Origin of the sequence: Bacillus sp. JJ1773, from assembly GCF_036962035.1 — a bacterium.
Classification (GTDB): Bacteria; Bacillota; Bacilli; order Bacillales; family Cytobacillaceae; genus Cytobacillus.
In genome coordinates, this window is record NZ_JBALNX010000010.1 from 38,940 (window position 1) to 58,507 (window position 19,568).

Annotated in this window: 18 protein-coding genes; 16 read left to right on the top strand and 2 right to left on the bottom strand. The window is 39.3% G+C overall.

What is annotated here, in order from left to right:
* Positions 1-384: 384 nt before the first annotated feature.
* Entirely contained in the window at positions 385-594 is a 210-nt protein-coding gene (locus tag V7127_RS02230; RefSeq protein ID WP_335483199.1) for an IDEAL domain-containing protein, read from the bottom strand.
* A 218-nt stretch (positions 595-812) separates the two neighbouring features.
* On the opposite strand from V7127_RS02230, the gene V7127_RS02235 reads away from it, so the two are divergent.
* Complete coding sequence (locus V7127_RS02235; RefSeq protein WP_335346084.1) at positions 813-1,394, top strand: competence protein ComK; 582 nt, start codon at positions 813-815, stop codon at positions 1,392-1,394.
* Positions 1,395-1,423: 29 nt separating this feature from the next.
* Here the strand turns inward: V7127_RS02235 and V7127_RS02240 are convergent, their stop codons facing one another.
* Entirely contained in the window at positions 1,424-1,819 is a 396-nt protein-coding gene (locus V7127_RS02240) for a hypothetical protein (protein WP_335483201.1), read from the bottom strand.
* 283 nt (positions 1,820-2,102) lie between these two features.
* Here V7127_RS02240 and V7127_RS02245 point away from each other — a divergent pair, with 283 nt between their 5' ends.
* The 15 genes from V7127_RS02245 (at position 2,103) to V7127_RS02315 (ending at position 19,451) form a co-directional block, all read left to right on the top strand.
* Positions 2,103-4,091 carry a S9 family peptidase gene (locus tag V7127_RS02245; RefSeq protein ID WP_335483203.1) on the top strand — a complete coding sequence of 663 codons (1,989 nt, stop codon included), beginning with the start codon at positions 2,103-2,105 and terminating at the stop codon, positions 4,089-4,091.
* 166 nt (positions 4,092-4,257) lie between these two features.
* On the top strand, positions 4,258-5,193 hold the full coding sequence (locus tag V7127_RS02250; protein WP_335346087.1) for an LCP family protein: 936 nt from the start codon (positions 4,258-4,260) through the stop codon (positions 5,191-5,193).
* A 100-nt stretch (positions 5,194-5,293) separates the two neighbouring features.
* Positions 5,294-5,914: a TVP38/TMEM64 family protein gene (locus V7127_RS02255; protein WP_335346088.1), complete on the top strand. Its 621-nt coding sequence runs from the start codon at positions 5,294-5,296 to the stop codon at positions 5,912-5,914.
* 22 nt (positions 5,915-5,936) lie between these two features.
* Entirely contained in the window at positions 5,937-6,491 is a 555-nt protein-coding gene (gene lepB, locus V7127_RS02260) for a signal peptidase I (protein ID WP_335346089.1), read from the top strand.
* A gap of 163 nt (positions 6,492-6,654) precedes the next feature.
* Positions 6,655-9,900, top strand: a complete 3,246-nt coding sequence (locus V7127_RS02265) for a BTAD domain-containing putative transcriptional regulator (RefSeq protein WP_335483205.1) — start codon at positions 6,655-6,657, stop codon at positions 9,898-9,900.
* Positions 9,901-10,272: 372 nt separating this feature from the next.
* Complete coding sequence (locus V7127_RS02270) at positions 10,273-11,535, top strand: substrate-binding domain-containing protein (RefSeq protein WP_438823958.1); 1,263 nt, start codon at positions 10,273-10,275, stop codon at positions 11,533-11,535.
* A 97-nt stretch (positions 11,536-11,632) separates the two neighbouring features.
* A complete protein-coding gene (locus V7127_RS02275; RefSeq protein ID WP_335483209.1) occupies positions 11,633-12,406 on the top strand; it encodes an ABC transporter ATP-binding protein in 774 nt (257 codons plus the stop codon).
* The gene (locus V7127_RS02280; RefSeq protein WP_335483211.1) at positions 12,384-13,091 is read left to right on the top strand and encodes an ABC transporter ATP-binding protein; all 708 of its coding nucleotides are present in this window, start codon (positions 12,384-12,386) and stop codon (positions 13,089-13,091) included. Before V7127_RS02275 ends, V7127_RS02280 begins: the two co-directional genes overlap by 23 nt.
* Positions 13,092-13,108: 17 nt before the next feature.
* Positions 13,109-13,969, top strand: a complete 861-nt coding sequence (locus tag V7127_RS02285) for a branched-chain amino acid ABC transporter permease (protein ID WP_335354656.1) — start codon at positions 13,109-13,111, stop codon at positions 13,967-13,969.
* Between the two features lie 5 nt (positions 13,970-13,974).
* A complete protein-coding gene (locus tag V7127_RS02290; protein WP_335483213.1) occupies positions 13,975-14,973 on the top strand; it encodes a branched-chain amino acid ABC transporter permease in 999 nt (332 codons plus the stop codon).
* A gap of 10 nt (positions 14,974-14,983) precedes the next feature.
* Positions 14,984-15,160 carry a hypothetical protein gene (locus tag V7127_RS02295; protein WP_335348250.1) on the top strand — a complete coding sequence of 59 codons (177 nt, stop codon included), beginning with the start codon at positions 14,984-14,986 and terminating at the stop codon, positions 15,158-15,160.
* Between the two features lie 49 nt (positions 15,161-15,209).
* Positions 15,210-16,217, top strand: coding sequence for a 3-oxoacyl-ACP synthase (locus V7127_RS02300; protein ID WP_335483215.1), 1,008 nt, complete (start codon positions 15,210-15,212; stop codon positions 16,215-16,217).
* 19 nt (positions 16,218-16,236) lie between these two features.
* Entirely contained in the window at positions 16,237-17,121 is an 885-nt protein-coding gene (gene phaZ / locus V7127_RS02305; protein ID WP_335483217.1) for an intracellular short-chain-length polyhydroxyalkanoate depolymerase, read from the top strand.
* 13 nt (positions 17,122-17,134) lie between these two features.
* On the top strand, positions 17,135-17,875 hold the full coding sequence (gene fabG / locus V7127_RS02310; RefSeq protein ID WP_335483218.1) for a 3-oxoacyl-ACP reductase FabG: 741 nt from the start codon (positions 17,135-17,137) through the stop codon (positions 17,873-17,875).
* 58 nt (positions 17,876-17,933) lie between these two features.
* Positions 17,934-19,451: an acyl-CoA synthetase gene (locus V7127_RS02315; protein WP_335483220.1), complete on the top strand. Its 1,518-nt coding sequence runs from the start codon at positions 17,934-17,936 to the stop codon at positions 19,449-19,451.
* Positions 19,452-19,568: the final 117 nt, after the last annotated feature.

The window sequence follows — 19,568 nt, forward strand, 5'->3', positions numbered from 1 at the left end:
GGAGCGCCCGTATGAGAAACGCTCACTATGAAAGGTTTATGGCACTCGTTTTGTTGGACCTTTATGAAAAATCCTCGCCATGAAGGGTTCATGACTCGCGTTTTGGAGCGCCCGTATGAAAAACGCTCACTATGAAGGGTTCATGACTCGCGTTTCGGAGCGCCGTATGAGAAACGCTCACTATAAAGCGTTCATGGTACGCGTTCCGGAGCATCCGTATGAAAAACCCTCACCATGAAGCGTCCATGAAACGTGTCTAGAAGTATCCACATCAAAAACCCTCACCATGAATTTTTTACGGAACCATTTTAGATTAAATATCTGATTCCAGATCACTTTTTTACAAATTAAATAAATCTCCCGTAATTTCGGGAGATTCTAGAATTATGTGCCAAATCGCTTTGTCAGCTCAATATACTTCTTTGATAAATGAATAAATGCCGGTTTATTGCCTTCATCAAGGGAATGGTCAATTTCTTCCATGAGATGCTTTTTTTCCTTTGTCAGCAGCACTTCTGATAGCAACATGTCAATATAAAGATCTAAAACATAGGATTCCTTCAACTTTTTCCTTTTCATGGCGTTTTTTTTCATCAGCTCTGTGTATGATTTTTCATTCACGAAAATCACCTCAACGCTTTTTACTATTATATGGGGTTCCTCCTTTTTATTCACTTAATTTATAGAAATTTTCTAAAAATATTTATGAATATGAAAATTATGAACAATTTAAGAACTTTTTGAAGAAAGTGAGTTTATTTGGTAATAATCTGGTATGGTTGATGGAATATAACTTTTGAGGAGATGAGGTAATGGTAAAAATAATAACTCCCCCTTTGATTGAAGAATATGAAATTAATCCCGACACAATGATTATTATGCCTTTAACATATGGCAGCAAAGTTTACTCGCAAATTTGGGAGCTGGAGGATGAATATGTTTCACCATTTAAACCTATTGATATAATAAAGAAAGGGTGTATTTCCTTCGGGAGCAGTTATGAGGGCAGGAAAGAGGCGACTAAACAACTTACAGGAATTACCCACAAAGCACCCATCACAGTAGACTCCACAAACTCCATTTATTTTTTTCCAACGACATCTCCGACTAACTCTCAATGCATATGGATATCTCAAGAGCATGTCCTTTTACATCGCCGTGAAGACGCAGCCAATACAAAAATTTTATTTAACAATAAAAGAACTTTGACTTTACCGGTTTCCTACAACTCCATTAATAATCAAATACTACGAACGGCTTTGTTGAAAACTACGCTTAGCAGAAGGATCGAAAATTTAGAGCGAAAGGACTGGTATTTCATTAGCGGAAGAAGAAATCTAAATGCTTCCGAGCATACTGGCAAGTATAGTGCAGGAGAAAAGGAATACAAATAATTAGTGAGGGTGATCTTAGGGGATATTCCCTATGAGTACCCCACTTTTTTTTCACTCTGTAATTCGTGAAGGTGACGCCGATATAAATAAAATTCTAATAACTCCTGAACTCTATTGCGAATACGGGGATTAAAATAATTATGCTGTTCTTCATAGCCCTTATATAGAAAAATGAACATCGTAAACGCCTCATCCCGCTTCAGCTGTTCAACCTTCAGTTTATTTTTATACATATATTGTTTTACATCTTTCAATTCCTTTTGAATAACTTTCATGGTCTCCTCAATTAAATTTAGATATGGCTGTTTAAGCTTAAAAGGGCTCTTATTAATAACGTTAAGATCCCGATTTAAAACCGTTAGTACCATCGGCAAATAAATAGCCTGCTCAATAATATTTCGATCCTCCTCAGGAATTCTTGTCATTATGCATGCCTCCCTTAGTTATACAAAAAATAAAATTTATACGAATGGGAACGTGTGTTCTGTAATTATTTTATATTTAAATATCATAATTTGCAAGTGCCTTACTTTGTCGAATATCTATACTCAGCATTTCCCAAAAATTTTAAAAAACGATCTTATCTTCAAAATAAAAAAAGAAGGGAAAATATTTCTAGTGTCGAAATAAAAAGGAGCTATATAAATGGCTAGCTCCAGAGCCCAGTGCATACGGTGCTTTACCCTAAACTAATAGGAGGGAAAAGGAATGAAGGAAAAAAGAACGATTACCCCAGAGGATCTGTATAAGCTCAAATCTGTATCAGATCCTCAGCTTGCAGCAAATGGGGAGGATTGTTTATTTGTAGAAACACAAATGCTTGAGAAGGAAAATAAATATTGCTCCAATTTGTTTTACATAAACACGAAAGAAAAGAATAAGCCTGTTCAATGGACATTTGGGGAAAACAGAAATTCCTCCCCACGCTGGTCTCCGGATGGAACGAAAATTGCTTTTGTTTCGGACCGGAGCGGAAAAGGACAAATTTATGTCATGGATGCTAAAGGAGGGGAGGCACGCCAGCTAACGAAATGTCCAAATGGAGCATCGAATCCGGTATGGTCTCCTGATGGCACTAGAATTGCCTTTAATGCAGCGCTCAAAAAAGATGAATCGGTCACTTCAGCTGAAAAGAAAGAAAAGAAGGAAGACCAACCCCCTGTTCCGCTTGAAGTTGAAAAAATGAAATACAAATCAGATGCCTCAGGATTTTGGGACGGAAAATATACTCATATCGCTTTTGTTGAAGTGGAAAATGGAAAGATCGAGCTGCTTACATCTGAAGAAAATGATTTTCAGCTTCATAGCTGGTCTCCTTGTGGAAAAAAACTAGCTATCACAGCAGATTTAAGTGAGGAAAAGGACACATCCTTTATAAATGATGTTTTTTTTATTGATATTGAAACAAAGAAGCTCCAGAAAATCACAAGTGGAACCGGAAGCTTCGGCCATGTTACATGGTCACCTAACGGAAAGTATCTTGGTATGTTTGGACACGAAAAAGAATTCAAAAATGCCACGCTATCAAAGATTTGGATTTACGAAACAGAAATGGAGAAGCTTCATTGCCTGACTGCTGATTCAGACTTATTAGTTGGCGATTATGCAATTGGTGATTTCCAACAGGGTGCTGTCACCCCGGGAATTTTGTGGGGTGAGGATAATCACAGCTTCTATTTCCTAGCAACAGACCATGGCAATACAGTTGTTTACTATGGAACTATAGATGGAGAACTTTATCCGGCTCTTTTGGATCGCCAGCATGTATACGGACTTACAACCGGCGGGAAAATTGATCGGGCGGTTGTTGCTATTAGTAGACCAGCAAAGCCAGGAGATCTGCATTTCCTTAATGTGTCAACAGGTGAGTTGGAGCAGCTGACAAATGTGAATGAAGAATTCCTTAATGGCATTGACCTTGCAGAAGCAGAGCCATTCGAGTTTCAATCTTCGGATAACTGGAATTTACATGGCTGGATGATGAAGCCGGTGAACTTTAAGGAAGGAGAGAAATACCCGCTTATTCTCGAAATTCATGGTGGACCTCATGCGATGTATGCCAATACATATTTTCATGAATTTCAAAGTCTTGCGGCACAAGGATTTGCCGTCTTATTTATCAATCCTCGCGGAAGCCATGGCTATGGACAGACTTTCGTTGACGCTGTAAGAGGGGATTATGGCGGAAAAGATTATGAGGATATTATGGATGCGGTCGATCATGTGTTAGTTTCCTTTGATTTTATTGACAGTGATCGTTTAGGGGTCACAGGCGGAAGTTACGGAGGATTTATGACCAACTGGATTGTCGGGCACACAAACCGTTTTAAAGCAGCAGTAACCCAGCGTTCAATTTCAAACTGGATTAGCTTTTACGGAGTCAGTGATATTGGCTATTATTTCACTGATTGGCAAATCAAAAGCGGTCTTCATGATGTGACAACATTGTGGAAGCATTCTCCGCTTGCCTATGTCGACAATATTGAAACACCGCTGCTAATTCTTCATAGCGAGAAGGATTTCAGATGCCCAATCGAACAGGCTGAACAATTATTTATTGCATTAAAGGATCGTAAAAAACCAACAAAGTTTATTCGCTTTCCGGAAGCTAATCATGAGCTTTCAAGAAGCGGCAAGCCGAACTTAAGAATTAGCCGTTTAAACTATATTATCGGATGGTTTAAAGACTATTTATAGGATACTAGATTCAAAGCCGCAAGCCTAAAGCAGGTTTGTGGTTTTTATTTTTTAAGAATAACGAAATACAATAAATACCAGCCTAAAATAAGAAACTTTTTAACTATGAAAGCAGTCTTATATGTTTGAAAGTAAATAACCTAAATTAAAAGGAAGGACTAGTAAAATGAGATCAGATCGATACCAACAGAAAAAACAAAAAAAGAAGAAGTGGAAATCAATTGTCCTCATTCTTTTTCTAATATGTTTCGGACTTATTGGCTATTCCTATTTTCAATATAAACAAGGGGTTTCACAATCCTTAAAGAAGGCAAACATAGAAACGAAGGAGTTTGAATTTCACGGAGACAAGGATCAGTATGGCGGCACAAATATTCTTCTTCTTGGCAGTGATGCACGCGGAAATGAAAAATCTAGAGCAGACACCATTATGATTGCTCAATACCATCCGGATAAAGGCACATATAAAGTCATTTCTATTATGAGAGATAGTTATGTAAATATTCCAGGGTATGGAAAACACAAGATTAATGCTGCTTTGGCTTTTGGAGGTCCGGAATTATTAAGAAAAACGATTAAGGAAAACTTTGATATAGACATTAAATATTACTCTATTGTTGACTTTAATGGTTTCGTTCATCTAATTGATGAAGCATTTCCACAAGGTGTAGAAATTGAGGTAGAGAAAGCAATGTCAGCCTATATCGGAGTAAATTTACAACCAGGATTACAACGGCTTGATGGCAAGCATTTACTTGGCTATGTCCGATTCCGCCATGATGCGGTTGGTGACTTCGGCAGGGTTGAAAGACAGCAAAAGGTAATTAAGGAAGTCGGGTCACAATTAAAGAGCATTCAAACAATTGCGAAGCTGCCAAAATTAGTCGGTGTGATGACACCGTTTGTGAATACAAACATGGATACAACTGATATTCTTTATATAGGCAAGGATTTTATTTCAAAAGACATTCAGGATATTGGGACTTTACGAATTCCTGTAGATGGTTCTTACAGCAATCAAAGAGTTAGCGGTTCTGGATCTGTTCTAGCAATAGATCTTGAAAGAAATAAGCAGGCAATTCACGAATTTTTGGCAAAATAACATTCTTTTTCCCAAAAATGGGTGTACAATTAAATAGAAAGAGGTAAAAATATATACGATTACACACAACAACAGCTCGAAAGTAACAAGGAGACATTAAATGGAGTTAGAATGGCTTAAAGACTGGTTTACACTTGAACATATAATGGAATTAATAGATAAATATCGTTCCTTTGGCCCGCTTCCAGGTATTTTGTTGCCCATGCTCGAAGCCTTCTTGCCATTTCTTCCGTTATTTTTATTTGTAATGGCGAATGCAAATGCTTTTGGTTTATGGCTAGGCTTCCTATTTTCATGGATTGGGGCAACAATAGGAGCGTTGTTAGTTTTCATATTAGTGCGGAAGTATGGACAGCGCCGGGTGCTGAGGATGCTTAAAAGGCATTCGCAAGTCCAAAAGCTTATGGCCTGGGTGGAAAGACATGGATTTGGTCCATTATTTATTCTTTTATGCTTCCCTTTCACGCCTTCAGCGGTAGTAAATATTGTTGCAGGTCTATCAAAAATTAGCATCGCTCAATATATGCTTGCGGTCTTAACAGGAAAGCTTGTCATGATATTTACGATCAGCTTTATTGGATCTGATATTAAATCACTGGTCACACAGCCGATTCGGTCTGCGATTGTAGGAGTTATTATCTTTATCCTTTGGTATGTTGGAAAAAGAATTGAAATAAAAATGAATTTAAAGATGGAAAGGGAAAGGGATTACCAAGAGTAAAGGCTGGAAGGGAGGAGAAAAGATGAATGAGGGAATAAAAAAGGAAGGAATTGAGTGGATAAAGGCATTTGCTATCGGAATTATTATTTTTGCTTTTATACGAACCTTTTTCTTTTCTAATTATATAGTTGAAGGTGAATCCATGATGCCGACCCTTGAAAATGGCAATAAATTAATTGTCAACAAGATTGGAACTCAGATTGGTGAGTTGCACCGGTTTGATGTCATTGTCTTTCACCATAGCAAGGAAGAAGATTTTGTGAAAAGGGTTATTGGTTTGCCGGGAGATAAGATTGAATACCATAATGATGAGCTCTATATTAATGGAGAAAAAGTATATGAACCATACCTCGAAAAGTTTCGAAAAGAGGCAATTGGAAGTATGCTGACTGGAGATTTCACTTTAATGGAAGTTACTGGTACTGAGACGGTCCCAGAAGGAAAGATTTTTGTTCTAGGAGATAACCGTGCAAAAAGCTGGGATAGCCGTCATTATGGATTAATATCTGTTGATCAAGTAGTCGGAAAAGTAAACCTTAGATATTGGCCGATTGATGAAATGGATATTTCTTTTTAAACTGCTAGCTAATATTTTCTGCGCTGGACTCGAAAACTCGAGTCCTTTTTTTGAAGGAAAATGTCTGCTCTATAGCGAAGTTAAAATAAATAATATTTTTTTAGAAAAAAGTAATCGGAAAATTAAGACTTTTGGAAGCGAGGGAAGTAATTTGTTCAAATCTATGCCTATTATCAGAACGAAGCTTCTCGTTCCAGATGTTAAAATAGAATCCATTAGAAGAGCAGCCTTAACGAAAAAAATGAAATCAATTTCGCGTTATCCTTTGACCATTATTCATTCGGGAGCAGGCTACGGGAAAAGTACGGCACTGGCACTTTTTGTTAACGATGAGAAAAAAGACTGCAGCTGGTATTCAATTTCCGCTGCTGATGATGATATTCTTCCTTTTCTGTCCTATTTAATTTCCTCGATTCAATTTTCTTTTCCAGAGTTCGGCAAGAACCTCGCTTTCATGATGAAGGATATGGACAGGTATATTAGAGATGAAGAAATCAATACGCTTAGTTCCCTATTTATTAACGAACTGCTATCTATCGAAAAAGAACTATTTATCATTTTAGATGATTTTCATCAAATTGAACAATCATATACAATCAATCGGTGGATGGAAAAATTGCTTGATCACATTCCTTCGAATATTCATTTTATTATTTCCAGCAGAAGCCGTCCCATGTGGAAACAGCTGACGAAAATGAAGGTATGTAATCAGTTAATGGAAATCACGAAAGACGATCTCATCATGACAATGGATGAGGCAGAGCTTCTGCTAAATGACTATTATGATATAAATGTTAACGAAGAGGAATTAGCACAAATTTATGCGTTAACTGAGGGATGGGTCATTGCCATTGGGATGATTGCACAGCAAATTCCGGAAAACGGTGATTTTTCGAACTTACATTCAAAATCATCACAATCTCTCCAAGATTTATTTCAATATTTGGCTTTGGAGGTTTTTGCGAAACAGCCGCCAATTATCCAGCAATTCTTAGAACAGACGTGTATTTTCGATGAACTAAGTGAAGAGATTTGTGACTCTGTATTAGGCATAACGGGTTCATCCTCAATCCTTAATCAAATTATTGAAAGGAATTTGTTTATTTATCGTATCGGAGAAAAGCAATTTAAATATCACGCATTATTTAAAGAGTTTTTAGAGAATCAATTAAAGGTAAAGGATCCAGAAACTTTTCGGTCTATGCATGAGCGAACCGCCCGTTTTTTTGAACGAAAAAAACAGTGGGAGGAGGCCTTGCTGCATTATGAGAAAATCCAGTATAGCGATGCCGTTGCTTCCGTCTTAAATGAAGTTGGCTTTAGGATGCTAGAGAACGGGAAGCTTGAAAATCTCTATGACCGGCTCATGTTTATTTCAGATACGGAAAAAGACAAATTTTATCCCCTTTGGTTTTTGCAAGGGGAGGTTTTGCGGTATTGTTCCAAATACAACGAGGCAGAGGCATGTTATATCAAAGCTGCGCAAATAGCTGAAGAAAAAAATAATTTGCTCGAAAAAAGCCGAGCACTTGAAGGACAGGCAAAAATCTATCTAGACACGATTCAGCCGCATAAAGCCGAAAGAATTCTTTTTCAGGCAATTGAAATAAGAGAAAAATATGATATTCAGTCCAAGGATGAAACGGCCAAACTCTATCACCTTCTTGCAGAAAACTTGTTAAACTCCGGTCAGTATATGAAAGCAGAAAAATGGATCAAAAGAGCCGGCAATCTGAAGGGACCTCATTTTAATAACAGCCTTGAGGCGAGATTATATTTGCGAACTGGAAGATTCAGTAAAGCTAGGAATATATTATTGAATGATAAAAAGAGAGAAGGCTCAGAAAAAACGCCCTTGCCGCAATCTCATCGGGAAACAGATATTCTTCTTTCTCTAATTGAGGGACTTACCGGAAACGGAAATCAAGCGAAGTCACTTGCACAGGAAGGGATTCAGCATGGAATAAGCATAAAAGCCCCTTACGTGGAGGCGTGTGGCTGGATGAGAATGGGTCATGCCATTCAAATTGTTAATGATTATGACCTAAGCTTAGCAGAGAAGTGCTATGAAACAGCACTTGAAATAATGACCCGGCTGCGAATCGAGAGAGGCAAGGCAGAGCCTCTTATGGGGCTTTGCTTACTATATGGGAGCAAAGGGGAATTCGAAAGAGCAATAGCAGCAGGTGATGCCGCCCTTGTCGAAACGGAAAATGTAAAGGATATTTGGTTATCGGCTCTTATTCAGCTTGCGATGGGTATATCTGCTGTTTACAGCAAGCATTATTCTTATGGATCTAAATATATTCAAAAGGCATCCAGCCATTTTAACGAGTGCGGAGATCAATATGGAAGCATGCTCTGCCTTTACTGGCAAACGTATATCTCCTTTAGCCAAAATGAACTTCCATCCCTTTTGGAACTGCTGCCCATTTTATTAAAAGAAGTGCAAACAGGAGAATATGAGTTTATTTTTAATAAAAGGACTATGTTTGGTCCAAGGGATTTGCAAATGTTTGCTCCTATTCTTATTGAGGCACAGAGACAAAAAGTCATGCCGCAATTGGTAGCAAGGCTGCTGCAGGAGATGAATTTATCAAAGGTTGACTTTCACCCTGGCTATACACTTAAAGTCAGTACTCTTGGAAGGTTTCAAATATGGCTAGGTGAAAAAGAGGTGGAAGAGAAGGATTGGCAGAGGGGAAAGGCTAAAGAATTACTGCAATTATTTATTACCCATCCTCATAAATTGATTCCAAAGGAGCAAATTTATCAGCTTCTATGGACGGATCAGGATGAAAAAAGCGCGGCACGAGATTTCAAAGTGGCATTAAATGCTCTTAATAACGTCCTTGAACCGAACCGGAAAGCAAGAAGAACACCCTTTTTTATCATGAGGGAAGGAGCAGCATACGGGTTAAATCCTCATGCCGTTCTTGAAGTCGATAGCCTGGTTTTTGAACATTGGGTGACAGCTGGTTTGGAAGAAAAGAAAACAGAAATGGCTATGAATTATTTAGAAAAGGGACTTAAGATGTACAGAGGAGACTATTTGCCAGAGCGCAGATTTGATGATTGGTGCCTGAATGAGAAAGAAAGATTATCCGTCTTTTTTATTAGGGCAGCGGAAAAGCTAGCTCAGCTTTATGTGAGAAGTGAGGAGTATGACAAAGCTATACATTGGTGCAGTAAAATACTAGAGAAGGACCGCACATGGGAGGAAGCCTATCGACTGACGATGTATTGCTATTACAGGAAAAACAACCGCCCCTTCGCACTTAAATGGTACCAAAAATGCTGTGAAATATTGGAGGAGGAGCTTGGCGTTCCCCCGCTGGATCCAACACGTCATATGTATGAAATGATTCTAGAATCAGGTAACACACTAAACTCAGTTAGGCAGCCATAAAGGCTGCCTTTTTCTGTACCCAATCGCTTCCGTTTTTCAGATGTCTAGCTCTAGCGCCTAGAGCATATGCTAGTCCTGAATACATTCAATAGACAATTCTATACTAGGTTTTCGTCACCGGTCTCTCCGAAACACTTACATTGGACAAATCAATGTTAGGGCTTAAGTCTAGATTTCTCCAAAACCCTTACATTGAAAACTTTTATGTTAGGGTTTATACTCCTCACTTCCATAAACCTGTGCATTGGATTCTAAACAAGGAACTCTCTGCTTTTCTATTTCTGTAACTCATTTGTAACCACCTGAGTTTATGATGGTTTCAATGCTAGGTTTTTATTTTGAAAAGTAGAAGGGGGAAGGAAGATGACAGCAATGTCGCGTAAAATGGGTTTTATTTGCATGCTGATCCTAGTGATGCTATTCACTAGCGCCTGCAGCGGAACAGAGAAGACTGGAAACACTGGAAACGAAAAAACGAACACAAACACAAATAATAATAACACAAGCGAGCCTGAAGAAACGAAAAACAGTGAGCCAATCAAGATCGGTGTGCTCGCCTCACAGACAGGAGGCCTTGAATCCTATGGAAAGCAAACTTTACAAGGATTCGAACTAGGTCTTGATTACGCAACGAATGGCACGAGAGAGGTAGCAGGAAGAAAGATTGAAGTATTCATAGAAGATACGGAAACAAAACCTGAAGTTGCCGTTCAAAAGGCAACGAAGCTTCTTGAAGAAAATGGAGTGGATTTCTTAGTAGGATCTTCGAGCTCAGGAGATACACTTGCTGTCCTCCCGCTTGCGGAAGAATATGAAAAGATAATGGTTGTTGAACCAGCGGTGGCAGACACGATTACTGGATCTGAATTTAATAAATATATTTTCCGGACAGCTCGTAACTCCTCCCAAGATGCAGTGGCAGGGGCAGCAGCGATTGCAGGAGATGGTGTTAAAATTGCAACTCTCGCACCAGATTATTCGTTCGGACGGGATGGGGTAGAAGCTTTTAAGGAAGCAGCAATTAAGCTTGGAGCGGAGATTATTCATGAAGAGTATGCCGATCCCGCTGCTACAGATTTCACGTCAAATATTCAAAAAATCATTGATGCTAAACCAGATTATTTATTTGTTGTCTGGGCAGGTGCAAACTCCCCATGGAATCAAATCGCTGATATGAAGGTTCAGGAAAAAGGAATAAAGATTTCGACAGGGGCGCCAGATATTCCTGCTTTATCTACAATGGAGCCGCTGATTGGCATGGAAGGATTTACCGTATACTATCATGATTTGCCAACGAATGATATTAACAAATGGCTAGTAGAAGAACATAAAAAACGCTTTAACGGTGAAGTTCCTGACTTATTTACTCCAGGTGGAATGACCGCAGCTATCGCCATTGTCGAGGCATTGAAGAAAACAGAAGGAAAAGCAGATGCCGATACATTAATTGCAGCAATGGAAGGAATGAGCTTTGAAACGCCGAAAGGAAAGATGACTTTCCGTCCAGAAGATCATCAAGCACTACAAACGCTATATGCTATTAGGCTGGAGAAGAAGGATGGAGTCTCTTATCCCGTTCCAGTGTTAATTCGCGAACTAAGCCCTGAAGAAACTGAACCGCCAATCAGAAACTAAGAATGACGGGAGATTTCCCACAGAAACAATGAACTTCGGTGTTATACCGAGGTTCATTGTTTCTATAACTAATTAAAAAGCCAGGTGGTGAATGAGAGTGAAACCAATTATAGAGACAAAGGATTTATCCATTACATTTGGCGGCCATACAGCTGTGGACCGTGTAAGTATAGCAGTTCCTGAAAACCACTTTAAGTCTATTATTGGCCCCAATGGAGCTGGTAAAACAACTTTCTTTAATCTATTAAGCGGACAGCTAATGCCAACGGAGGGGCAGATTTTTTTCAGAGAAAAAGAGATTACTAAAATGTCAACGACAGAAAGAACACGTCTAGGAATTGGAAGGTCCTTTCAAATTACAAATGTTTTTCCTAATTTAACTGTTCTGGAGAATGTCAGGCTGGCAGTACAGTCCCAAGCGGGAACACGCCTTCAAATGCTTGCTCATTATCGGAAATATAAAGTTTTTGAGGAAAAGGCAGAAGAATGGCTAGAGCTCGTTCTTCTCCAAAATAAAAAAGAGATTTTAGCTAAAAACTTAGCCCATGGGGAAAAAAGAAAGCTGGAAATTGCCATGCTATTAGCCTTGAATACAGAGGTTCTTCTCCTTGACGAGCCGACAGCTGGAATGTCCGTTGAAGAGGTGCCTGCTATCTTGGAGGTTATGAAAAAAATAAAGCAAGGGAAGGATCGAACAATCATCTTAATTGAACACAAAATGGATATGATTCTGGATTTATCTGACACTGTCATGGTTCTATTCAATGGGAGATTACTAGCAGACGGAACTCCAGAGGAAATCATGAAAAACGAGACTGTTCAGTCCGCGTATTTAGGGGGTCTGTACGATGACAGTTCAATTAAAGCTTAATGACATTGAGACGCATATTGGACAATATCATATTTTGCAGGGAGTTTCATTTGAAGCGCGAAAAGGAGAAGTAACAGTACTGCTTGGGAGAAATGGTGCAGGAAAAACGACAACCCTAAGAACCATTATGGGACTGAATCCTCCGTCAAAAGGGACGATTTTTTACAAAGGGGAAGGAATCGAAGGCTTGCCAACATACAGTGTGGCACAGAAAGGGATTGGGTACGTCCCTGAGGATCAAGGGATTTTTGCTGGCTTGACGGTTGAGGAAAATATGAAGGTAGCAATGAAAAATGAAGATGATGAAACGAAGGCAAGGCTTGAATGGATATTAGGCTTATTCCCTGATTTAAAGACATTTTGGAAGAAGCAGGGAGGGCTTTTAAGTGGTGGGCAAAAACAAATGCTGTCTATTGCGAGAGCCTATATTAATGATAATGATTTTCTTTTAATAGACGAGCCAAGCAAGGGTCTGGCACCAATTGTAGTGGAAAAGGTGATGGAAACCATTCTGCAAATGAAGGAGCAGACAACCATTGTCCTCGTTGAACAAAATTTTATAATGGCCAGTACAATTGGCGATCAATTCTACATTATTGACGATGGCCGGACAGTGAGCGAAGGACATATGGCCCAGTTAAAAGAAGATGCAGACATGCGGAGAAAGTATTTAGGAATTGCATAAAGAAAGGAGGAAAAGATGTGGATGTTTTAATCACTCTGACATTAAACGGATTAGCGACTGGAATGCTTATATTTCTGCTTGCCGCTGGTTTAACGTTAATTTTTGGTCTCATGGATGTATTAAACTTTGCTCATGGCGGGCTTTTTGCATGGGGAGCCTATAGCGGGACTTGGCTATATGCGACAACAGGCAGTTTCTTCATTGCGATTGCAGGTGCTATTGTTACAGGACTTATTCTCGGATTGCTTACTGAAAGATGGATTATCAAACCGGTCTACGGAAATCATATTCAGCAAATTTTAATTACTCTTGGCCTCATGCTAGTCTTGTCCGAGTTATTAAAGGTTGTGTGGGGACCTAATCAATTATCTGCTGCACCACCCCCATATTTGGCTGGAAGCTGGGAGATTGGAAACGTCATCATTATTAAATATCGAGTATTTATTATCGCCATTGGCTTGCTCGTGTTCGGAATTGTTCAATATATTTTGAAAAACACAAAAATTGGATTGATCGTAAGGGCTGGTGTCATGGATAAAGAAATGGTGCAATCGCTTGGCATTAACATTAAGAGAGTGTTTATGTTTGTTTTTATGGTTGGTGCGGGAATGGCAGCTCTTGGAGGAGTTATGCTTGGTCCTTATTCGGGTGTCATCTACGCAGAGATGGGCCTCGAGTTTGCTATTTTAGCTTTCATTGTTGTTGTTATTGGAGGGATGGGCAGCTTTCCGGGCTCAATTTTAGCTGCCATATTAGTAGGCTTATCCGGATCATTTATGGCGTATTACGTTCCTTCACTTTCTTTAGCTGTCAATATGCTGTTAATGGCAATCGTATTAATTTTTAGACCACAGGGCTTGTTTGGATTAAAGGGGTGAGGAAGATGAGAATATTAGCTGCAAGCAGAATGAATTTTGTGTACTTAATAACGGCAATATTTCTCCTTGCTTTGCCATTTGTCTATGAATCTAGAACACTGTTAATTTTGCTGACACAAGTGTTTATATTTGCGATTTTTGCGATGAGCTATGATATTTTACTAGGCTTTACCGGAATTGTTTCCTTCGGTCATGCCATGTTTTTTGGAATTGGCGCTTACACAATAGGCGTCTTTATGAAACGGTTTGATCCAACTATTCCGTATCTTTTATTAGCTGTTTTAGTAACGATTATTTTAACATCCATTGTGAGCTTGATACTGGGACTGCTAACTTTAAGGCTAAAAAGTCATTTCTATGCGATGTTAACACTTGCATTCTCGGGGCTTTTCCTCGTTTTGGCTGAAAAGTGGCGAACGGTTACGTATGGCAATGACGGCTTTACCTTTCGAATTCCAGAATTATTTAAAGACCGGACCGATTTTTATCTCATTTGTCTTGTCATGATGATTTTGGTATTTGCGATTCTTAAAAGATTCACGAATTCCCCTTTAGGAAGAGTCCTGCAGGCCATTCGGGAAAATGAACAAAGAACAGAATCCCTCGGCTACAGCATCCTCCATTATAAGGTCATTGCGAGTGTCATATCGGGGGTAATAGCGGGAATGGCTGGTCTTCTCTATTCTATGTCACTGCGATTTGTTAATACGAGTGTGTTTACAATGGATATAACACTTGATGCATTGCTCATGACTATAATTGGAGGAGTGGGAACGTTAGTCGGTGCGATCATTGGGGCTGGACTAATAGAATTTGCCCATCACTGGCTAACTGAATTGGCAAAGGTCCACTGGATCTTTGAACGCTGGATCATCTTCTTCGGGATTATTTATATTTTGGCCGTTATGTTCTTCCCTATGGGGATTGTAGGAACGTTAAAAAAGCTGAAACTAACGCGAAAGAAGAAAGAGGAGAGTAAAGAAGAAGAGAAAATTGCCAGTTAGGGGGAGCAGGATGGAGCAGAAACAAATTGCCTCTTTCATCGTCCGCTTTCATTTAGCAGACATTGATGAACATACCGGAAAGAAAAAATGGCGCATTAAAGTATCCCATGTTCAAGAGGATATAGAAATACTATTCGAATCAATCGAAGATGCGATGAATTTCATGAAAAATATTATTGGGGATTAATAGAAAAGCGGGGGCACCGGTACGAGATAATGAGGAATGAGGTGAGAACGTGAATATCGGCATTCTTAGTACTGGAATCTATCTGCCCGAAGAATATATAACTGGTGAAGAAATTGCATTGATGGCAGGAATTCCGCAAGAGATTGTTGAAGGTAAAATGGGGATAAAAAGGAAGACCATTCCTGGACCGGAAGATCACACATGTCTAATGGGAATTAGAGCTGCAGAAAAAGCGATTAAAAAAGCGAATTTAGATCCATTAACTATTGATCTCGTCATCTACATTGGCGAGGAATATAAGGAATATCCGCTTTGGACAGCAGGTATTAAGCTGCAGGAGGAAATTGGTGCGTTAAATGCCTATGCTTTCGATGTGGCACTTCGCTGTGGAACGACCGTCATGGCGCTAAAGGTAGCAAAAAATATGATGATCGCAGATCCGGCAATCAATACTGTTCTTTTAGCCGGCGGTTATCGGAATGGGGATTTTATTGATTACCATAACCCTCGGACAAGATTTATGTATAATCTTGGGGCAGGCGGAGGGGCGATTATTTTACAAAAAGACTGCAAGAGGAATTTATTATTGGAGACGGAGCTGCTGACAGACGGTTCTTTTTCCGAGGATGTTGTCGTTGTGGCAGGCGGGACGAAAAATCCGCTGACAAGGGAAGCGTTAGAGGAAGGGAAATATAAACTTGATGTTCTTGATCCTGCTGGCATGAGAGAGCGCCTCGAAAAAAAATCGATGAAGAACTTCCTGCATGTTATTCGTGAATCTGTCCGGAAAAGCGGATACAAGGAGAAGGATATTTCCTATATCGGGATGCTTCATATGAAGAAGTCTGCTCATGATTATGTTTTAAAGGAGTTAGGATTAACTGAAGAAGATTCAATCTATTTAGAGGAATATGGGCATATAGGTCAAATTGATCAAATTTTATCTTTAGAGCTTGCTGAAAGATCTGGGAAATTGAAAAACGGTGATGTCATTGTGCTAGTCAGTGCTGGTATTGGCTATGCTTGGGGAGCTTCTACAATTAGATGGGGAGAGTGATTCAGAAGTGACAGAAATAATGATAAAAAACGTAAGTCTGCCGAATGGGGAAACGATTTTCTATCGTGAAAGATTAGGTGGAACTAAAAAAGTTCTGCTTGTCCACGGCAATATGAATTCCTCAAAGCATTGGGATGTTGTTCTTGAAAACATGGATCCTAAATACAAGCTTTATGCAATCGATCAGAGAGGCTTTGGACTATCAAGCTATCAAAATCCGATCTATTCAATTAAAGAGCTAGCCGATGATATTGACCATTTTACGAAGGCAATTGAATTGAAGGATTTTTCAATAATCGGATGGTCTACGGGAGGCACTGTTAGTATGCAATACGTTGCCGACCATCCCGAAATGTGCGATAAAATGATCTTGCTAGCATCAGGTTCCACAAGGGGATATCCACTATATGAATCAGATGAAAAGGGGGTGCCTGACTTAAATCGGCGTGTTGAAACTTATGCCCAGACAAAGAGCGAGAAAGCAAAAGTCATCACTACCGAGCAAGCATACGCAACGAGAAATCGTGAATTATTAAGAATGATTTATGATGCTGTTATTTATACAAAAAACAAACCTGAACCAGAACGCTACGAAGAGTATATAGATGATATGCTTACCCAAAGAAATTATGCTGAAATTCTCCATGCCTTGAATACGTTTAATATTAGTCAGACATTTAATGGATTAATAGAAGGAACAGGGGATGCAGGGAAAATCAAAATACCAACACTCGTCCTCTTAGGTGACAGGGATTTAGTGATCACGAGACAAATGAATGAAGAAATCATGGAGGATATTGGGGAGAATGCAAGCTTTGTAGAATTAAAGGATTGCGGTCATTCCCCGCTGATCGATGATTGGGAGCAGTTGCTTCAAGTGATGTCGGAATTTTTAGATAGATGAAGGAGTTGAAAACATGAGACTTAAAGATAAGGTCGCCATTATTACTGGGGCTGCCAATGGAATTGGACTTGCTGCCGCACAAATTTTTGCAAGGGAAGGCGCAGCTGTAGTACTCGCTGATTTTGATGCAGATTTAGGAGCCGAAAGAGCTAGAGAGCTGAAGGAGCAAGGATATCATGTTCAGTTTTTTCAGGTAAATGTGGCGGACCGAGAAAGCATCGATCAAATGGTTGCAGCTGTGAAAAATACTTTCGGCAAAATAGATATTTTAATCAATAATGCAGGGATTACAAGAGATGGCATGCTATCAAAGCTGTCTGCAGAAGATTTTCAGTCTGTTCTTGATGTGAATTTAACAGGGGTTTTCCATTGTACACAAGCAGTACTGCCTTTCATGATTGAACAAGGAAAAGGGAAAATCATTAATACTTCATCTGTTTCAGGTGTATATGGCAATATTGGCCAAACAAATTATGCTGCGACTAAAGCGGGAGTAGTCGGGATGACAAAAACGTGGGCAAAGGAGCTTGGTCGTAAAGGGATTAATGTTAACGCAGTAGCCCCAGGGTTTATTGACACCGGTATGACGGCTAAGGTCCCAGAAAAGGTGATCGGACAAATGAAAATGATGATACCGCTAGGGCATCTCGGAAGTCCCGAGGATATTGCCAACGCTTATTTATTCTTAGCCTCTAATGAATCGGATTATGTTAATGGTACGGTTCTTCATGTAGATGGCGGGATTATGATGTAACTTCTATGTAACTCTCTTTCTTTAATATAATGGTATCTTGATTGAAGGAGAGATTATAGTGGGGTGGGAACTCGATTGGCTGGAGAATAGAGCGAGATTATCACCGGCTTCTGTTGCCATCATTGAAGCCGATACGAATCTGAAGCGGACATATGATGAAGTAAATAAGCGTGCCCAAGCAATAGCCTGTTGGCTGAATCATCAAGGGGTGAAAAAGGGCGATCGGGTAGCTTTACTATCACCTAATCATATAAGTTATTTTGATTTTTTGTTTGCTTGCGGTAAGCTTGGAGCAGTATTTGTACCGGTCAATTGGCGATTATCTGGTGAAGAGATTAAATATATACTTAACGATTGTAATCCTAAAATCATTGGCTGTCATAGCGATTTTACAGAACTGCTGAAGGGCAATTGCATGGATGGAACTCAATTGATGCAAATCAATAGCGAGCAGTATGAAGAGTTAGCAACTGGAGATAGAGTAGATAGGATTGAAAGTCATTTAAGCGAAACAGATCCTTTAGTCATTATCTATACGGGAGGGACAACAGGGAATCCAAAGGGGGTTGTTCTTTCACATCAATCTATTTTATGGAATGCTATGAATACCATTATAAGCTGGAATTTGACGAACAGAGATAAAACCCTTACGTATTTGCCACTATTCCATACTGGAGGATTGAACGCTCTTTCAATTCCTTTACTAATGATTGGCGGGACAGTAGTTATTGCTGATTATTTTGAACCTGTAAAAGCGATACAGTTCTTAAATTTGTATAAATGCACAATCGTTTTGTTTGTACCGACCATGTACCATATGATAACGGAATCACCTGAATTTACAAAAACCAGCTTTCCCTATACAAAAGTATTTCTTTCTGGAGGGGCACCTTGCCCGTTGGAAATCTATGAAAAGTTCAAACAAAAAGGACTTCCATTTAAAGAAGGCTACGGATTATCAGAGGCCGGTCCGAATAATTTTTTTATTACAACTGATCAAGCAGTCGTAAAAAAGGGGTCAGTAGGAAGGCCAATGATTTTCAATGAAATCATGCTTGCTAAAGAAGATGGGTCAGAAGCAAATATCGATGAGGTCGGAGAGGTACTGATAAAGGGAAAGCACGCCTTCAGTCATTATTGGAACAATGAAAAAGCAACAAAGGAAACCGTTAAGGATGGCTGGCTTTATACAGGCGATATAGCGAGAAAAGATTCAGATGGATTTTTCTATATAGTAGGCAGGAAGAAAGAAATAATTATAACAGGGGGAGAAAATGTATATCCCCTAGAGGTTGAGCAATGGTTATCTGCACATCCAGAAGTCAATGAAGCTGCAGTTATTGGGCTTCCTGATCGAAAATGGGGGGAAGCAGTTTCTGCCTTCCTCACTCTCAAAGACAAGGCTGTTATTACAGATGAGGAAATTAGAATCTATTGCCGTACCAAATTAGGCAAATATAAAATCCCAAGAAACATTTTTGTCTTAAAGGAAATGCCCAAAACGCCTGTCGGTAAAGTGGATAAAAAAGAATTAAAGCGGATTGGGATTGAAAATTCCATAGTGAAAGATTGTTAGCAGCGCGATCATCAGTCGCGCTTTTTGTATTTTTCGGCATTTTATTTACCATTAATTTAACTTCGGTCAATCCAAACAAATGCTCTCCTATATGTTAAAATATTTAATAGAATATGG